The 12,932-nt window shown below is 53.8% G+C and carries 16 protein-coding genes and 1 riboswitch; of the genes, 5 read left to right on the forward strand and 11 right to left on the reverse strand.

From position 1 onward, the window contains the following. Positions 1–58 precede the first annotated feature (58 nt). Positions 59–307, forward strand: coding sequence for a hypothetical protein (locus ACFQ1T_RS04595; RefSeq protein ID WP_379074354.1), 249 nt, complete (start codon positions 59–61; stop codon positions 305–307). Next, positions 294–935, forward strand: coding sequence for an FMN-binding negative transcriptional regulator (locus tag ACFQ1T_RS04600; RefSeq protein WP_379074357.1), 642 nt, complete (start codon positions 294–296; stop codon positions 933–935). The genes ACFQ1T_RS04595 and ACFQ1T_RS04600 overlap by 14 nt, the downstream gene beginning before the upstream one ends. Here the strand turns inward: ACFQ1T_RS04600 and cobD are convergent. Together cobD and cbiB are read right to left on the reverse strand one after the other, a co-directional pair. After that, positions 921–1,901 carry a threonine-phosphate decarboxylase CobD gene (gene cobD, locus ACFQ1T_RS04605; RefSeq protein ID WP_379074360.1) on the reverse strand — a complete coding sequence of 327 codons (981 nt, stop codon included), beginning with the start codon at positions 1,899–1,901 and terminating at the stop codon, positions 921–923. The genes ACFQ1T_RS04600 and cobD overlap by 15 nt on opposite strands. Further along, the gene (gene cbiB / locus ACFQ1T_RS04610; RefSeq protein ID WP_379074363.1) at positions 1,894–2,847 is read right to left on the reverse strand and encodes an adenosylcobinamide-phosphate synthase CbiB; all 954 of its coding nucleotides are present in this window, start codon (positions 2,845–2,847) and stop codon (positions 1,894–1,896) included. The genes cobD and cbiB overlap by 8 nt, the downstream gene beginning before the upstream one ends. 2 nt (positions 2,848–2,849) lie before the next feature. On the opposite strand from cbiB, the gene ACFQ1T_RS04615 reads away from it, so the two are divergent. Beyond that, positions 2,850–4,301, forward strand: a complete 1,452-nt coding sequence (locus tag ACFQ1T_RS04615; RefSeq protein WP_379074366.1) for a cobyric acid synthase — start codon at positions 2,850–2,852, stop codon at positions 4,299–4,301. Here the strand turns inward: ACFQ1T_RS04615 and ACFQ1T_RS04620 are convergent. The 9 genes from ACFQ1T_RS04620 to ACFQ1T_RS04660 form a co-directional block, all read right to left on the reverse strand. After that, a complete protein-coding gene (locus ACFQ1T_RS04620) occupies positions 4,298–4,516 on the reverse strand; it encodes an RNA-binding S4 domain-containing protein (protein WP_194748846.1) in 219 nt (72 codons plus the stop codon). The two genes, ACFQ1T_RS04615 and ACFQ1T_RS04620, sit on opposite strands and share 4 nt — an antisense overlap. 33 nt (positions 4,517–4,549) lie before the next feature. Further along, complete coding sequence (locus ACFQ1T_RS04625; RefSeq protein ID WP_379074369.1) at positions 4,550–5,365, reverse strand: DUF4198 domain-containing protein; 816 nt, start codon at positions 5,363–5,365, stop codon at positions 4,550–4,552. Between the two features lie 14 nt (positions 5,366–5,379). After that, positions 5,380–5,904 (reverse strand): bifunctional adenosylcobinamide kinase/adenosylcobinamide-phosphate guanylyltransferase, encoded by a 525-nt coding sequence (gene cobU / locus ACFQ1T_RS04630; protein ID WP_379074372.1) that lies wholly within the window; start codon positions 5,902–5,904, stop codon positions 5,380–5,382. Further along, complete coding sequence (locus ACFQ1T_RS04635) at positions 5,901–6,704, reverse strand: cobalamin-binding protein (protein WP_379074375.1); 804 nt, start codon at positions 6,702–6,704, stop codon at positions 5,901–5,903. Before ACFQ1T_RS04635 ends, cobU begins: the two co-directional genes overlap by 4 nt. Continuing rightward, positions 6,701–7,375 carry a 5,6-dimethylbenzimidazole synthase gene (gene bluB, locus ACFQ1T_RS04640; protein WP_379074378.1) on the reverse strand — a complete coding sequence of 225 codons (675 nt, stop codon included), beginning with the start codon at positions 7,373–7,375 and terminating at the stop codon, positions 6,701–6,703. The genes ACFQ1T_RS04635 and bluB overlap by 4 nt, the downstream gene beginning before the upstream one ends. Beyond that, positions 7,372–8,673 carry a cobyrinate a,c-diamide synthase gene (locus tag ACFQ1T_RS04645; protein WP_379074381.1) on the reverse strand — a complete coding sequence of 434 codons (1,302 nt, stop codon included), beginning with the start codon at positions 8,671–8,673 and terminating at the stop codon, positions 7,372–7,374. Before ACFQ1T_RS04645 ends, bluB begins: the two co-directional genes overlap by 4 nt. Continuing rightward, positions 8,673–9,278, reverse strand: a complete 606-nt coding sequence (cobO, locus tag ACFQ1T_RS04650; protein ID WP_194748840.1) for a cob(I)yrinic acid a,c-diamide adenosyltransferase — start codon at positions 9,276–9,278, stop codon at positions 8,673–8,675. Before cobO ends, ACFQ1T_RS04645 begins: the two co-directional genes overlap by 1 nt. A 12-nt stretch (positions 9,279–9,290) precedes the next feature. Next, a complete protein-coding gene (locus tag ACFQ1T_RS04655) occupies positions 9,291–9,860 on the reverse strand; it encodes a hypothetical protein (RefSeq protein ID WP_379074385.1) in 570 nt (189 codons plus the stop codon). Between the two features lie 87 nt (positions 9,861–9,947). Next, positions 9,948–11,990 carry a TonB-dependent receptor domain-containing protein gene (locus tag ACFQ1T_RS04660; protein ID WP_313985239.1) on the reverse strand — a complete coding sequence of 681 codons (2,043 nt, stop codon included), beginning with the start codon at positions 11,988–11,990 and terminating at the stop codon, positions 9,948–9,950. After that, a riboswitch (cobalamin riboswitch) is annotated at positions 11,991–12,202 on the reverse strand. Positions 12,203–12,292: 90 nt separating this feature from the next. On the opposite strand from ACFQ1T_RS04660, the gene ACFQ1T_RS04665 reads away from it, so the two are divergent. Both ACFQ1T_RS04665 and ACFQ1T_RS04670 read left to right on the forward strand, forming a co-directional pair. Next, positions 12,293–12,529: a hypothetical protein gene (locus ACFQ1T_RS04665; protein WP_194748837.1), complete on the forward strand. Its 237-nt coding sequence runs from the start codon at positions 12,293–12,295 to the stop codon at positions 12,527–12,529. A gap of 2 nt (positions 12,530–12,531) precedes the next feature. Beyond that, on the forward strand, positions 12,532–12,834 hold the full coding sequence (locus ACFQ1T_RS04670; RefSeq protein WP_194748836.1) for a cell division protein ZapA: 303 nt from the start codon (positions 12,532–12,534) through the stop codon (positions 12,832–12,834). Positions 12,835–12,932: the final 98 nt, after the last annotated feature.

The following is a 12,932-nucleotide window of genomic DNA, read 5'->3' on the forward strand; positions in this document are numbered from 1 at the left end:
TGTAGTGTACTGGTTTTGGCGATTACGATCACGCTATCTTTCATGAAGGAGCGTCATCATGTCTTTGGTTCTGAGCAGTGTGCTGGTGCTGACACTACTGGCTGCATGTGTGATCCCTGCACATCCCTTTCACCAACAAGCGCTATCCCCCAGCCAGCCGCCGGTATGCCTGCAAAACCTGACTCGCACTCTGGGGTGCGACCCCGGTAACCAAACGCGACAGGCGGCTGTGATGGTCAGGGGTCAGGTGTTGTGGCTGTCGCCTGTCACCAATCAGGCGCAGGATGAGTCCAATGTATCTCCCTAAACATTTTTCTGCACCGAGTGACGAAGCCCTGCTGGCATTGATCCATCGCTATCCTTTTGCGACATTGATTGCCTCGTTGCCGACCGGACTGGAGGTGAACCACCTTCCGCTGTCTTTACAGGCCGGTCGCTTATGCGGGCATTTGGCGCGTGCCAATCCGCTTTGGCAACACTGGCAACAGAATGCGTCAGCGCAAGTCGTGATGGCGGTTTTTCATGGTCCGCATGCGTATGTTTCGCCCTCCTGGTACCCCAGCAAAACGCAGCGTGGAAAAGGGGTGCCTACCTGGAATTACGTGGTGGTCCACGTGCAAGGTCAATTACGGTTGATTGAAGAGGCGGATTGGTTGCGCGAGCATTTGCGGGTGCTGACTGCGCAGCATGAGGCCGAGTTTGAACAGCCGTGGCAGCTTGAAGATGCACCGGCTGACGATATTGAGCAGATGATGCAGGTGACCGTGGGCATTTCGATAGAAATCACGCAACTGACTGGCAAATGGAAGGTGAGCCAGAATCAGCCGCTGGAGAATCAGCAGGGTGTATGGCAGGGCTTGCAGGCAAGTGAGGCGTCGCATGCCAGGGACCTGGCTGCCATTGTGCAGGCGGTGAATGGGTTAAACGGCAAGTGATCCCAGCGCCTGCGCCAACCGCGGCCAGTCGACCTCAGAGGGCAATCCAAACCGCAGCGCTTGTGGCGCAGAAAAATAACGCGTCCACACACCATGTTGGGCCAAAGACTGGTGAAACTGGTGCGCGCCAGGATGTTGCACATATTGAAATAAATCCGTGCCGCCGTAAGGGGGCAGTCCATATTGCGTAAGCAGTTGCGCTAAGTTCGCCGATTGCACAGGCAACTGTGCACGCATCTGTTGCTGCCATGACCGATCCGCCAGGGCCAACTCGGCCAGGTATTGGCTGGGGCCGGCAAGGGTCCAGGGGCCAAGCAGAGCGGCCACTTGCGCCAGGGCCGTAGGCTCCCCCAGTAAAAAGCCGACCCTGAGCCCGGCCAGTCCAAAAAACTTGCCTAGTGAACGCAACACCCATAACCCTGCCTGACCGCTCTGGCTGGCGAGGCTGTGTTGTGGCGTGCTGTCCATAAACGCTTCATCCACCACCAGCCAGCCGCCCCGCCGCGCTAATGCGGCATGCCAGGCAAGCAGTGTCTTAGCGGCGTACTTCTGGCCGGTCGGGTTGTTGGGGTTGCAGACCACTAACACCTCGCATTGTTGCAACAGGACGTCGTCTGGGGACTGTTCAAAAAAGTGCACTTGGTGGCCAGCTTGTTGCCAGGCATGTGCGTGTTCCTGATACATGGTGCGCGGCATGGCGACGTGGCAAGGCGCGCGCAAACGCGGCAACACTTGCAGGGCCGCTTGTGAGCCCGCACAGGCGAGCACATGCGGTGCGCCGTAATAGGCTTTTGCCATGGCGTGCAAACTGTATGCCGCAGCAGGCAGCCGATGAAACAAGGCGGCAGGCAGTGCGGCGATCGGGTAATGTTGCGGGTTGATGCCGGTCGAGAGATCCAGCCAGTCGGCCAGTGGTCTGCCGTATTGCTGCGCCGCTTGCTGCAGGTTGCCGCCGTGCTCAAGCATAGGCTAACCCTCCAATCAATAGCGCCACCATCAGCCAGCTCAGCATGCCATTGCGCACCAGTTGCAAGGCGCGTGGGATATCCTCTGCAGTAGGGGGCGTGTGGGTGCCCAGACGCGGGCGCTCATGCCATTCGCCATGATAGCGGGCGCGCCCGCCCAGCTGCACGTTGAGTGCGCCTGCGCCTGCGGACATGACCGGGCCTGCGTTCGGGCTATCCCATAACGGTGCCTGGGATCGCCAGGATTGCCAGGCAAGGCGGGTGTGTCCGAGCAATGCATAGGTGATGGCTGTGAGGCGGGCCGGAATGTAATTCAATACATCATCCAGCCGTGCGGCGGCCCAGCCAAAATAAAAATAACGTGGCGTTTTATAGCCCCACATGGCGTCCAGCGTATTCACAAGGCGGTAAGCCAGCGCGCCGGGGCCGCCCGCGACAAAAAACCAGAACAGGGCGCCGAATACACTATCGTTGCCATTTTCTAACACGGATTCTATGGTTGCGCTGACCGGCTCTATCGCCTCCACATCGCGGCTGACCATATAGGAGGTGGCAAGCTGTGCCTGCTTAAATTGCCCGGCCAGCAAGGCCTGATAAACAGCCAGCCCATGCTGGCGCAAGCTGCGCTGACCAATGGCAAAATACAGGCAATACACATGCAATGCGAGCGCGAGCCAGACGGAGACTTGCATCAGTAATACCACCGCAATCAGCACTGGTAACACCAGCAGGAGCACACCAACGATACCACTGATATATTGGCCGCGTAACGGTTGCCTAGATAAAGGATTCAACCGTTTTTCAAGCCTGGACGCTAACCAGCCAAAACCGACCAATGGGTGCCAGCGCCTGGGTTCGCCAAGCCAGAAATCGAGCAGCACCGCGCCACAGGCAAGCCCGGCGAGTGTGAGATAATCAGGGGATGGATAAGCAGGCAGTGAAAACATTAATGGTTCAAGGCACCACGTCGGATGCCGGTAAAAGTACGCTGGTGGCAGGATTGTGCCGCGTATTGTACCGCAGCGGGGTGGCGGTGGCGCCATTCAAGCCGCAAAACATGGCGCTCAATGCGGCGGTGACTGAAGACGGCGGCGAGATTGGCCGTGCGCAAGCGGTGCAGGCCATGGCCTGCGGATTGCCGCCGCATACCGATATGAATCCGGTCTTGCTCAAGCCTAACTCGGATACCGGCTGCCAGGTGATCATTCATGGCCGGGTCGTGGGTAACCAGGAAGCGAGTACTTACCACGACTACAAAAAGACCGCCATGCAAGCCGTGCTGCAATCCTACCAGCGCTTGCAGCAGCAATATGGCTGCATCGTGGTAGAAGGGGCGGGCAGCCCGGCTGAAATCAATCTGCGCGCCAACGATATTGCCAATATGGGCTTTGCTGAGGCGGTGGATTGCCCCGTCATTCTGGTGGCGGATATTGATAAGGGGGGCGTATTTGCCCACCTGGTTGGTACGCTGGCGTTGTTATCTGAAAGCGAACAGGCGAGGGTGATCGGGTTTGTGATTAATAAATTCCGCGGCGATCTTGCCTTGCTGCAACCGGGGCTGGATTGGCTGGAGCAACGCACTGGCAAGCCCGTGATTGGCGTATTGCCGTATCTGCATGACTTGCATCTGGAAGCCGAAGATGCGGTTGCCAAGAGCGACACGAAAAAAGTGGGTACACAACTGACGGTTGTGGTACCCGTATTGCCGCATATCGCCAACCATACTGATTTTGATGCCTTGCGTTTGCACCCGCAGGTCGATCTCAGGTTTGTGCGGTTGAGTGAAGAGATGCCGGCGGCTGATCTTATAATCCTGCCTGGTAGCAAAAATGTACGCGGTGACCTGGCGGCCTTGCGTGAACATGGCTGGGAGCCACGGATAGCGCGCCATTTGCGTTACGGTGGCAAAGTGCTGGGCATTTGCGGTGGCTTTCAGATGCTGGGTCAGCAATTGCATGATCCACTAGGGCTGGAGGGCGAGATAGGCAGTAGTGCCGGCTTGGGCTGGCTGGAAATGGAAACCACCCTTGAGGCGCACAAACAGCTCAAGCAGGTGTCAGGTCAGTTGGCGTTTGCCAATGCCCAATTGCAAGGCTATGAAATTCATATGGGCGTCAGTACCGGACGGGCATTAGCACGCCCGGTGCATCTGGTGAGTGGCCAGGCAGAGGGTGCGTTATCCGAAGATGGGCAGGTGGCAGGCAGTTATATCCATGGCCTGTTTGATCATCCGCAAGCTTGCGCTGCCTGGTTACAATGGGCTGGTTTGTCTGAGCAAGTGGCTTACGATTACACGCAATTGCGCGAGCAGAGCCTGGAAAAATTGGCAGACAGTGTGCAGCAGCACTTCAACTGGTCTGCGCTGGCGGCTTATCTGCCGCAAGACTTTAAACCAGATTAAGCAGCCACGACCTGGATGGTCTGTTCAAACGCCTGCACCACTTGCCCGGCGCGGATTTTGGCGGTTTTGCGGCGCTCAATTTCGCCATCGACCTTGATCAATCCTTCCGCGACCATGGACTTACCCTGACCGCCACTGTCGGCCACCCCTTCGAGTTTGAGCAAGTCACAGAGTGCGATGTATTCGCCTCTCAGTTCAAAAGTCGTCGTTTGCATGCTGTTTCCCTTCAATACCTCAAAGCAGTCATTTTAAGGCTTGTTTGCCGTCTCTGGCGGTAAATTCACTTCCAGCGTCAGCGAAGCGTTCAGGCTTTCCCACAGGTGTTCATTGAGCTGGTGATGCACCGTCACAAACAGGAAGTTCAAGCCGGCTTTTTGTGGTTTGAAGGTAAACTCACCTTGCTGATTGGCATGGAGGTTGGACGGCCTGACGTTTTCAACATCATAAAGGTCTTCCATGCGGCGCTTGCTAAAGTGCTCGTTATCGGTGACCACGATAATGCGTGCATTAGGCACCGGCTTGCCATGTTCGAGGACTTGCAAGCTGAGTTCACCCCCTAATTGCACACCATTGGGCGAGGCCAAGGGGATAATTTCCAGGCCTTTGTTTAAAGGCACAGGTTTGTATTTCTGTTGTCCTTTGAAAATATAAGTGTCGGCATAACTGTAATAGTTCATGGTGGTCGGCTTGCCACTAACCCGTTTCATATCTGCCGCAAAATACAGTTTTTTATCCGGCGTCTCGACGGCTTTATAAACCGGGCCGACACGCTGGCCGGTGCTGATACGGTAGCTGCCTTCTTCTTTTAATTCGGGCTCCAGATACACCGCCGCTTTGGTTTTGGCGATCGGTTTGATAGCAGTCACTTCGCCGGCAGGGGACGTGATGGTGAAGTTAGGCGAGTCCATGGCGAAGTCGGCCTGGAATGGAAACTCGGTAAACGCAGATTCAATGGTCAGGCGGTGATGGGTCACATTAAACTGGTTAGGTTTTAAAAAGGGCACATGCGCCTCTGCAACCAAAGCAGTGACTAAAGCGAGCAGGGCGAGGGACAATCTTTTCATACAGGTCTTTCTTGTTATTTAAGCGTTAATGGCAAGCCTGCGGCAATAAAACTAACGTGGTTTGCAACTGCTGCCACGTGCTGGTTGAGGCGGCCTTGTTCATCCTGAAACTGGCGGTTGATTTCACCCAAGGGCACAATGCCCATGCCGACCTCGTTGCTCACTAAAAATACGTGTGCTTGCAATTTCGGCAAGGCCTCCAGCAGTGCCTGTTTTTCTACCTGCCAGTCCAAGCGTTCCGGTTTGTCGCAGTCCGGGCAGATGCATTGCGCCAGCCACAGGGTTAAACAATCGACAATCAGGCAGGAGTCTGGTGCGTCGTTGTCTAGCAAGGTCTGCCCGAGGTTGAATGGCGCTTCGACCAATCCCCAGTAAGGCGGACGGCGGGTTTTGTGATGTTCCACACGTTTGGCAAATTCGTCATCGTAGACTTGGGCCGTCGCGATATAGGTGACCGGGCATTCAAGTGCCGAGGCCAGCCGCTCGGCATAGGCGCTTTTGCCGCTGCGTGCCCCGCCTAAAATCAGGTGCGTAGTCATGCGTGACCCCCTTGTTGTTGCCAGCGTTGAATAATGGTTTGCAATTGCACCAGGCCTTCGCTAAACAGCGCGGGACCAGGTTGCAAGATATCGACCGACTTGATTTCATAGAGATGCCCATGCTGGATGGCAGGAATCGCTTGCCAGCCTGGGCGGGCTTTGACTTTTTCCGGCTGGAATTTCTTGCCGCACCAGGAGCCGATGATGATATCCGGTTGTGCTGCAATCACTTGCGCTGCGGTGACCTGGCGGTCCCTGGCACTGTGAAACTGGCTCAATTCAGGGAAGCAATCTTGCCCACCGGCAGCAGCGATCAGCTCAGCCGCCCAGCGGATGCTGCACATCATGGGTTCATCCCACTCTTCAAAATAGACCTTGGGTTTACGCAGCCAACTGGCTGCCTGCTGGCGTGCTGCCCCCAATTGTGCCTGGTAGCGTGCTACTAAATCTTCTGCTTTTTCGCTGGCCCCGACCAGATCACCGACGGTGAGTATCATCTGCAGTGTTTCATCCAGGCTGCGCTGGTTAAACACATGCACTTGGCAACCGGCCTTGATCAGTGAGGCGGCAATCTCTGCCTGCAAGTTGGAGAAGCACAGCACCAGGTCAGGCTGCAGCGCCAGGATTTTCTCAATATTGGCGCTGGTAAAGGCACTGATCTTGGGTTTTTCTTTGCGGGCGATGGCCGGGCGCGTGGTAAAGCCGGAAATACCGACAATACGGTCCTGCTCACCCAGCAAGTAGAGTACCTCCACCGTTTCGGTGGTCAGGCAGACAATGCGTTGTGGCCAGCGCTTCATGTTCGTGTGCTTTCGTGAGGTTGCCAGCCATTTTCCATCAGCATGTCAGCGAGCGGCTTTTCTGTCGTCCAGCCTTCTTCCACCAGCATGGGCAATTTGTAAAACGTATTCACATAGCCTAGGCATAAAATGGCGACTGGTTTGGCGCCCTCGGGCAGATTCAATAATTGCGCCAGTTGGTGTGGGTCAAACAGGCTGACCCAGCCCATGCCTATGCCTTCGGCACGCGCCGCCAGCCAAAGGTTCTGGATGGCGCAGCTGACCGAGGCCAGGTCCATTTCCGGCAGTGTACGACGGCCAAAAATGTGTTTTTCACGCTGGTCGCACAAGGTGGCGACCAGCACCTCGCCACAGTCCAGAATGCCTTCCACTTTGAGGCGCATAAACTCGGCCATGCGCGCCGTGTCTTCAACTTCGCCGATGGCCTGGGCCGTGAGTTTGCGTTCTTCATCGACCAGCGTGTGGATGGCTTTTCGCAATGTGACATCGCTGATGCGGATAAACCGCCATGGCTGCATCAGGCCGACACTGGGCGCGTGATGGGCGGCTTGCAGTAATTTCTGCAATAACTCGGGGGCGATAGGCGTGGGCAAAAAATGCCGCATATCGCGTCGCTCGGTAATTACCTTGTATATCGCCGCTTTGTCGGCATCTGAATAGGCAAAGCTCATGGCATGAAAAATTGTGCGGCCAGTGCCGGGTTAGACGGAAAGTAAAAGTGCAAAAAGCTGGCAGTGATGGATTGATGGCGATAGACCGGCTCGCCAGCGCCATATTTACCTTTGCCTTGCGCAATGACCGGCAAGTCGGTGTCAAAGCGGGCATAGTGAAAAGTGTGCGCGCCTATCGTCGTCGCGTCATCGCCAGTTGCGCTGTTGTCAGCCGCTGAAAAGGTTGCATGCTGCGTGCCCAGGCCTTGCAATTTGGGCTGAAGCGCGGCGCTGCCGGGGAGCAGGCCGAAGGCGGGTTGTCCATTTAGTGTTTCACCGAGTGCCAGCATGCCGCCACATTCGGCCAATATGGGTTTGCCTGATTCGGCGGCTGCGCGTAAACCTTCACGCATGCTGTGGTTGTGTTGCAGTCGCTCCAGATGCAATTCCGGGTAGCCACCCGGCAGCCAGTAAGCATCCGCAGCCGGTAATTGCGTATCGTGCAAGGGTGAAAAAAATGCAATCTGTGCGCCTAGTGTCTGTAGCAGATCCAGATTGGCCTGATAGGTAAAACAGAAAGCAGCATCTTTAGCCACGGCAATGGTTTTGCCTTGCAATAATGGTGTTATCGCCTGCTGTTCGGGTGCGGCAAACTGCACGCTCGGCGGCAATGGCATGTCTTGCCCCAGCAGTTGCGCAGCGGCTTCTATGCGCTGGTCTATGTCCGTGATTTCCTGAGCAAGATGCAAGCCCAGATGGCGCTCTGGCAAGCTCAGTTGCGTGTCATATTTCATGGCACCCAGCCAGGGGATGTCCGTGGGGAGTGCTTCTTTAATCATATTGGCATGCCCCTCGCTGCCGACCTGGTTGGCAATCACTCCGGCGCGCTGCAGGGCGGGCCGAAAGCCATACAAACCATAGGCAACCGCGGCACAGGTCTGTGCCATGGCTTTGGCATTAAGCACCAGTGCGACAGGGATGCCAAAGCGCTCGGCAATATCGGCGCATGAAGGCTTGCCATCATATAGCCCCATCACCCCTTCGAGCAGAATCACGTCATTGTCTTGGGCGGCCTTGTGCAGCAGCCGTTGTGCATCGGCTTCACCACACATGCCAAGGTCCAGGTTATACACTGGCTTGCCAGTTGCCACTTGCAGAATCATGCCGTCGATAAAGTCCGGCCCGCATTTGAACGCCTGCACGCGTAAGCCGCGGTTGCGGTACACGCGCGCCAATGCCGCGGTAGCCATGGTTTTGCCTTGCCCAGACGCCGGGGCCGCCATTAACATGGCTCGGCAGCTTGCCGCCGTTGCTTGCATTACAGATCTATCCCGGCCTGGGCCTTGATGCCTGCACGCCAGGCATGCTTGACATCCATCAGTTCAGACACCGTATCGGCAGCGTTTCTCAATGCCTCGGAAGCGCCGCGGCCAGTGATGACCACATGTTGCATGGGTGGGCGTTTGGCGATGGCATCCAACACCATTTGTTCATCGAGGTAGCCATATTTGAAGGTGTAGGTGAGCTCATCCAGCACCACCAGCTGAATGGCCGGGTCTTGCAGCATCCCGGCCACAATCTGCCAGCCACGCATGGCGGTTTCGGTGTCGCGTTGGCGGTCTTGTGTGTTCCAGGTAAAGCCTTCGCCCAGCACATGCCAGGTGACAGCCGGGTGCTGGCGAAAAAAGGCTTCTTCGCCAGTATCAGAACGGCCTTTGATAAACTGGGCAACACCGACACGCATGCCGTGGCCCAGGGAGCGGGCCACCATGCCAAAGGCAGAAGAGCTTTTGCCTTTGCCGTTGCCGGTGAGGATAAGGAGCAGGCCTTTCTCCTGATTGGCCTGCTCGATTTTTTCATCAATGACCGCTTTCTTGCGGATCATGCGCGCCTTATGGCGGCTGTCGCGATCATTGGTTTCCATGGTGCGTAATACTTAAGCGTTTTCGCGCACGGAGCGCTTGGTCAGGCCAAATGCCAGATGTGCAATCAATGCGACGACTACCCAGAATGCAATGGCTTCCAGCTGTTTCGGGAAGTATTTGATCAGGCGTGCACCAAATTCAACCACGGTAGGGTCAGGGTAACGGCCACCAAAGAAGTAGAAGCCGCCGCTGGAAAACAGCTCAGCAAGCACAGATCCCAGCAATACTGCCCCTGTCAACTTGAACAGACTGCTAAATTGCCAGGTAGTGTTCGACGCAGTCCAACGGCCAGCCAGCCACATGCTGCCATAAGCCGGCAACAAAAAGCCATAAGCAGGGGTCACGCAGAAATTACTCACACCGCCCCAGGTGATGGCTGCCATATCCAGCGCAGCACACAATGCCAGCAAGGCCACAAACACCAGCGTTGAGCGCAGGTAATAACCCGCGATAAAAAACGCTGCATAAGAAGCGCTCGGTAAAAAATCAATCGAAGCAAAATGATGACCACGCGTGATAATGACCATCAAGGCAATGAGAAAGCCAATTGCCAGAGACTGAGTTGAAAGGTTACGTGGCATGCCAACGACTCCAAAATTAAGGTTAATTATAAGACGTGGATTTTAGCCCAATTCGCACAGGCTTGGGCAAAATCCCCCGTTCCCGGTTTACTTCATATCGTAATTCAGGCTGATAAAGACGTTGGTACCCATGGTGTTGTAATCAGGCGCGTTGGGCGAAAACGAGCTCTTGGTGGTTGCCAATACATAATCTTTATTCAAAAGGTTGTTTGCCCGCGCGAGAAGTTTCCAGTGGGAAGCTAACTGATAGCCAAGCGAAGCGTTTAATAAAGTGTAGCCCCCTAATCTGAAATTATTTTCCGCGTCGTTGTAACGAGCTGATGATGCTGAGAGTTCGGTGCTAGCATTCCAATTGCCTGATTTATATAGCAACTGCAAATTGCCATAGCGCTGACTTCTTCTTGGCAGCAGTTTATTTGTATCATCGCTTCTTGGGGACTGAATAGTGAGGTTTCCAGCGAGTTGCCATTCATCGTCCAGCATGGCACCTCCCTCGATGGTTAGTCCTTGAATAACAACTTTACCGGCATTGACGGGGCAGAATCCTGTAAAGGAACATCCTGAGGTTGCAGGCCCAACGTTCTGAATCAGGTCGCGAATGTGATTCTCAAATACAGTCATTTTGGCCTGTATGGCGGTGTTTTGGTACCGCAGGCTCGTTTCAAAGTTATCAGACTTTTCTGGTTTGAGCGTTGGATCACCAAAGCTAGGGAAATACAATTGGTTAAATGTAGGTGCTCTAAACGCAGAACCATATTGAGCAGTGACTTTCCATTCTGGCGAAAATGTATAACCATAACCAAAACCGCCCGTAACGTAGTTGCCATATTGACTGTTATGGTCTTCACGCACTGACATCTGGGTGCTGTGTGCAGCACGGTTTCCCACAAAGCTCACAAGAAAGCCGTCATCATTTCTTGTTCTGCTAATGCTTGGAATGCCATTTGACAAAGTATCTACATCTTGTTCGAGTCTATCGTAGGCAAATGTTAAGGTCCCAACAGCTAGGGAGTAATCGTGTTGCCATGTGATCTGAGTCTGCTTTGAGTCGAATTTACTATTACTGGTAGCGCTATTCAGGCTAAACGAGCGCTCGCGACCGATTCCATATTTTAAGGTACTGTTCCAATGTTCAGTAAGTTGATTTTTGAGCGTTGCGCCATAGGCCTGCTGATTGGTTGTAGAGTAGTTGTTATATGCATTGTCAAAATCATTCCGTCCATCAGATTCCATGAAGTTGACGCCCAGGCTGTGTCCCTCTCTGAACTCTAAGTCGGCATAGGCACTTCCACTCAAGTTACGATAGCCGTCCCGATCGCGATCAATGGCTTGAGGTGGGTGTTTCTTGGCAGATATGCCGCGTGTGTCATAGCTGTTTATTTGCCCCCCAAATTGCAAGGCACGATAGCGGCTGCCAAACCCTGCGCTACCTGTGTAGGTATCATAGCTACCTGCGCCTACGCTACCAAAAAATCTTGTTTGATCGGTTTTCCCCCGCCGAGTAAATATCTGAATAACTCCGCCAATGGCATCTGCGCCATACAGGCTGGAAGCTGGGCCACGAAGAATTTCTATTCTATCTATCAACGCAAGCGGCAGGTTTTCAATCGCAGTCGTACCCAATGTTGCCGAATTAATGCGCAAGCCATCCACTAAAATCACAACCTGTTCCGCATTGGTGCCACGTAAAAATACATTGCTTGCGGTTCCCATGCCTCCATTGGTGGAAATTTGTAAACCCGGTTGCAATCTGAGCAAGTCAGGAAGTGAACTGCCTTTTAAACGATCAATTTCATCGTGAGTAATGACAGTAACATCTCCAGTAGCTGTTTTAGTCGAAACGGGAACCCTGGCTGCCGTTACAGTAACTTCATCCAAAGACAGTGAAGCAATTTCACTACTACTATTTGAAAAGACTTCTTGCGCTTGAGTAAGCGTAGGAGAAAGGGCGATGAGTCCCAAAATGATTTTTTTATTCATGATTGTTTCCGATAATGCATGCGACCCCGCATGCAAAAAGTAAAAAGGAAACGCAAGGTAGACAGGCTCAACATCAAAGACATTGATGGAGACATTTAATAGCTTGAGAATGTCATTCGTTTTGAAACCGTCACCCCGCGGTATTTCCATGCTTATTTAAGTTATAAGGCCGGTCTCCGGGCTGGCAAGTTTTGGTCTATCGCCTTCCCAAGTTTTTACTCAGTGGCGTGTGGATAGACCCGCACTTGCTTACCGTTGCGGGGGCAGCACAGGCATTGCGAACGAGGTTCGCGCACCTGTTTCCCAGTTTCACCCTTGTCTGCAAGAACGCAGACGCAGGCACCTGACAACTGTTCGGCATTCTAGTCTAAAGCAGTGACTTTGACCAGTTGCATGGTGTCTTGCGAGGGGCTTCAAATTCTTAATTTACTTTGAAAAAATGCGCTTAGCTATTGACCACACTCGTTTTTTTAAAAGATAATGGGCTGATGGATGCCGATTTGAAAAGTCTTGAAGAACGTGTGACGAAGCTGATTGCTTTGTGCAGCCAGCTGCGTGACGAAAACGTGGAGTTACGTCAGGAGGTCACACGTTTGCATCAGGAGTCACAATCTCTAAAGCTGAACATGACGCAAGCCAGTGTGCAGCTGGAACGCTTGTTGTCGGCATTGCCTGAGGAAGGTCGTTAGTCATGGCCAAGCAGCCGATTGATATCGAGATCATGGGCCGCGCGTTTAGCGTGACCTGTACCGACGAAGAGCGCGACAGTTTATTGCAGGCGGTGGGTTACCTTGATGGTAAAATGCGCGAAATTCGTGATGTGGGCAAGATGGTGAGTGTGGAGCGCATTGCGATCATGGCCGCGCTGAACATTACCCATGAGTTGTTGAATACGCGCAGCGGCGGGGTTGATGTGGGCGATGTGAAAAAGCGCATTTCTACCATGCAGCAGCAGATCGATGATGTTTTGTCCGGCCAGCACAAATTATTGTAATCCGCTTCATTTCACAAAATTTTAACCGTCATTAGTATTAAATGACGTATCATAAAAGTGGTGTGCTAAGGCGTTGCCTGAGTCCAAAATTCCTTGAA

This window comes from Methylophilus glucosoxydans (assembly GCF_042676145.1).
Taxonomy (GTDB): Bacteria; Pseudomonadota; Gammaproteobacteria; order Burkholderiales; family Methylophilaceae; genus Methylophilus; species Methylophilus glucosoxydans.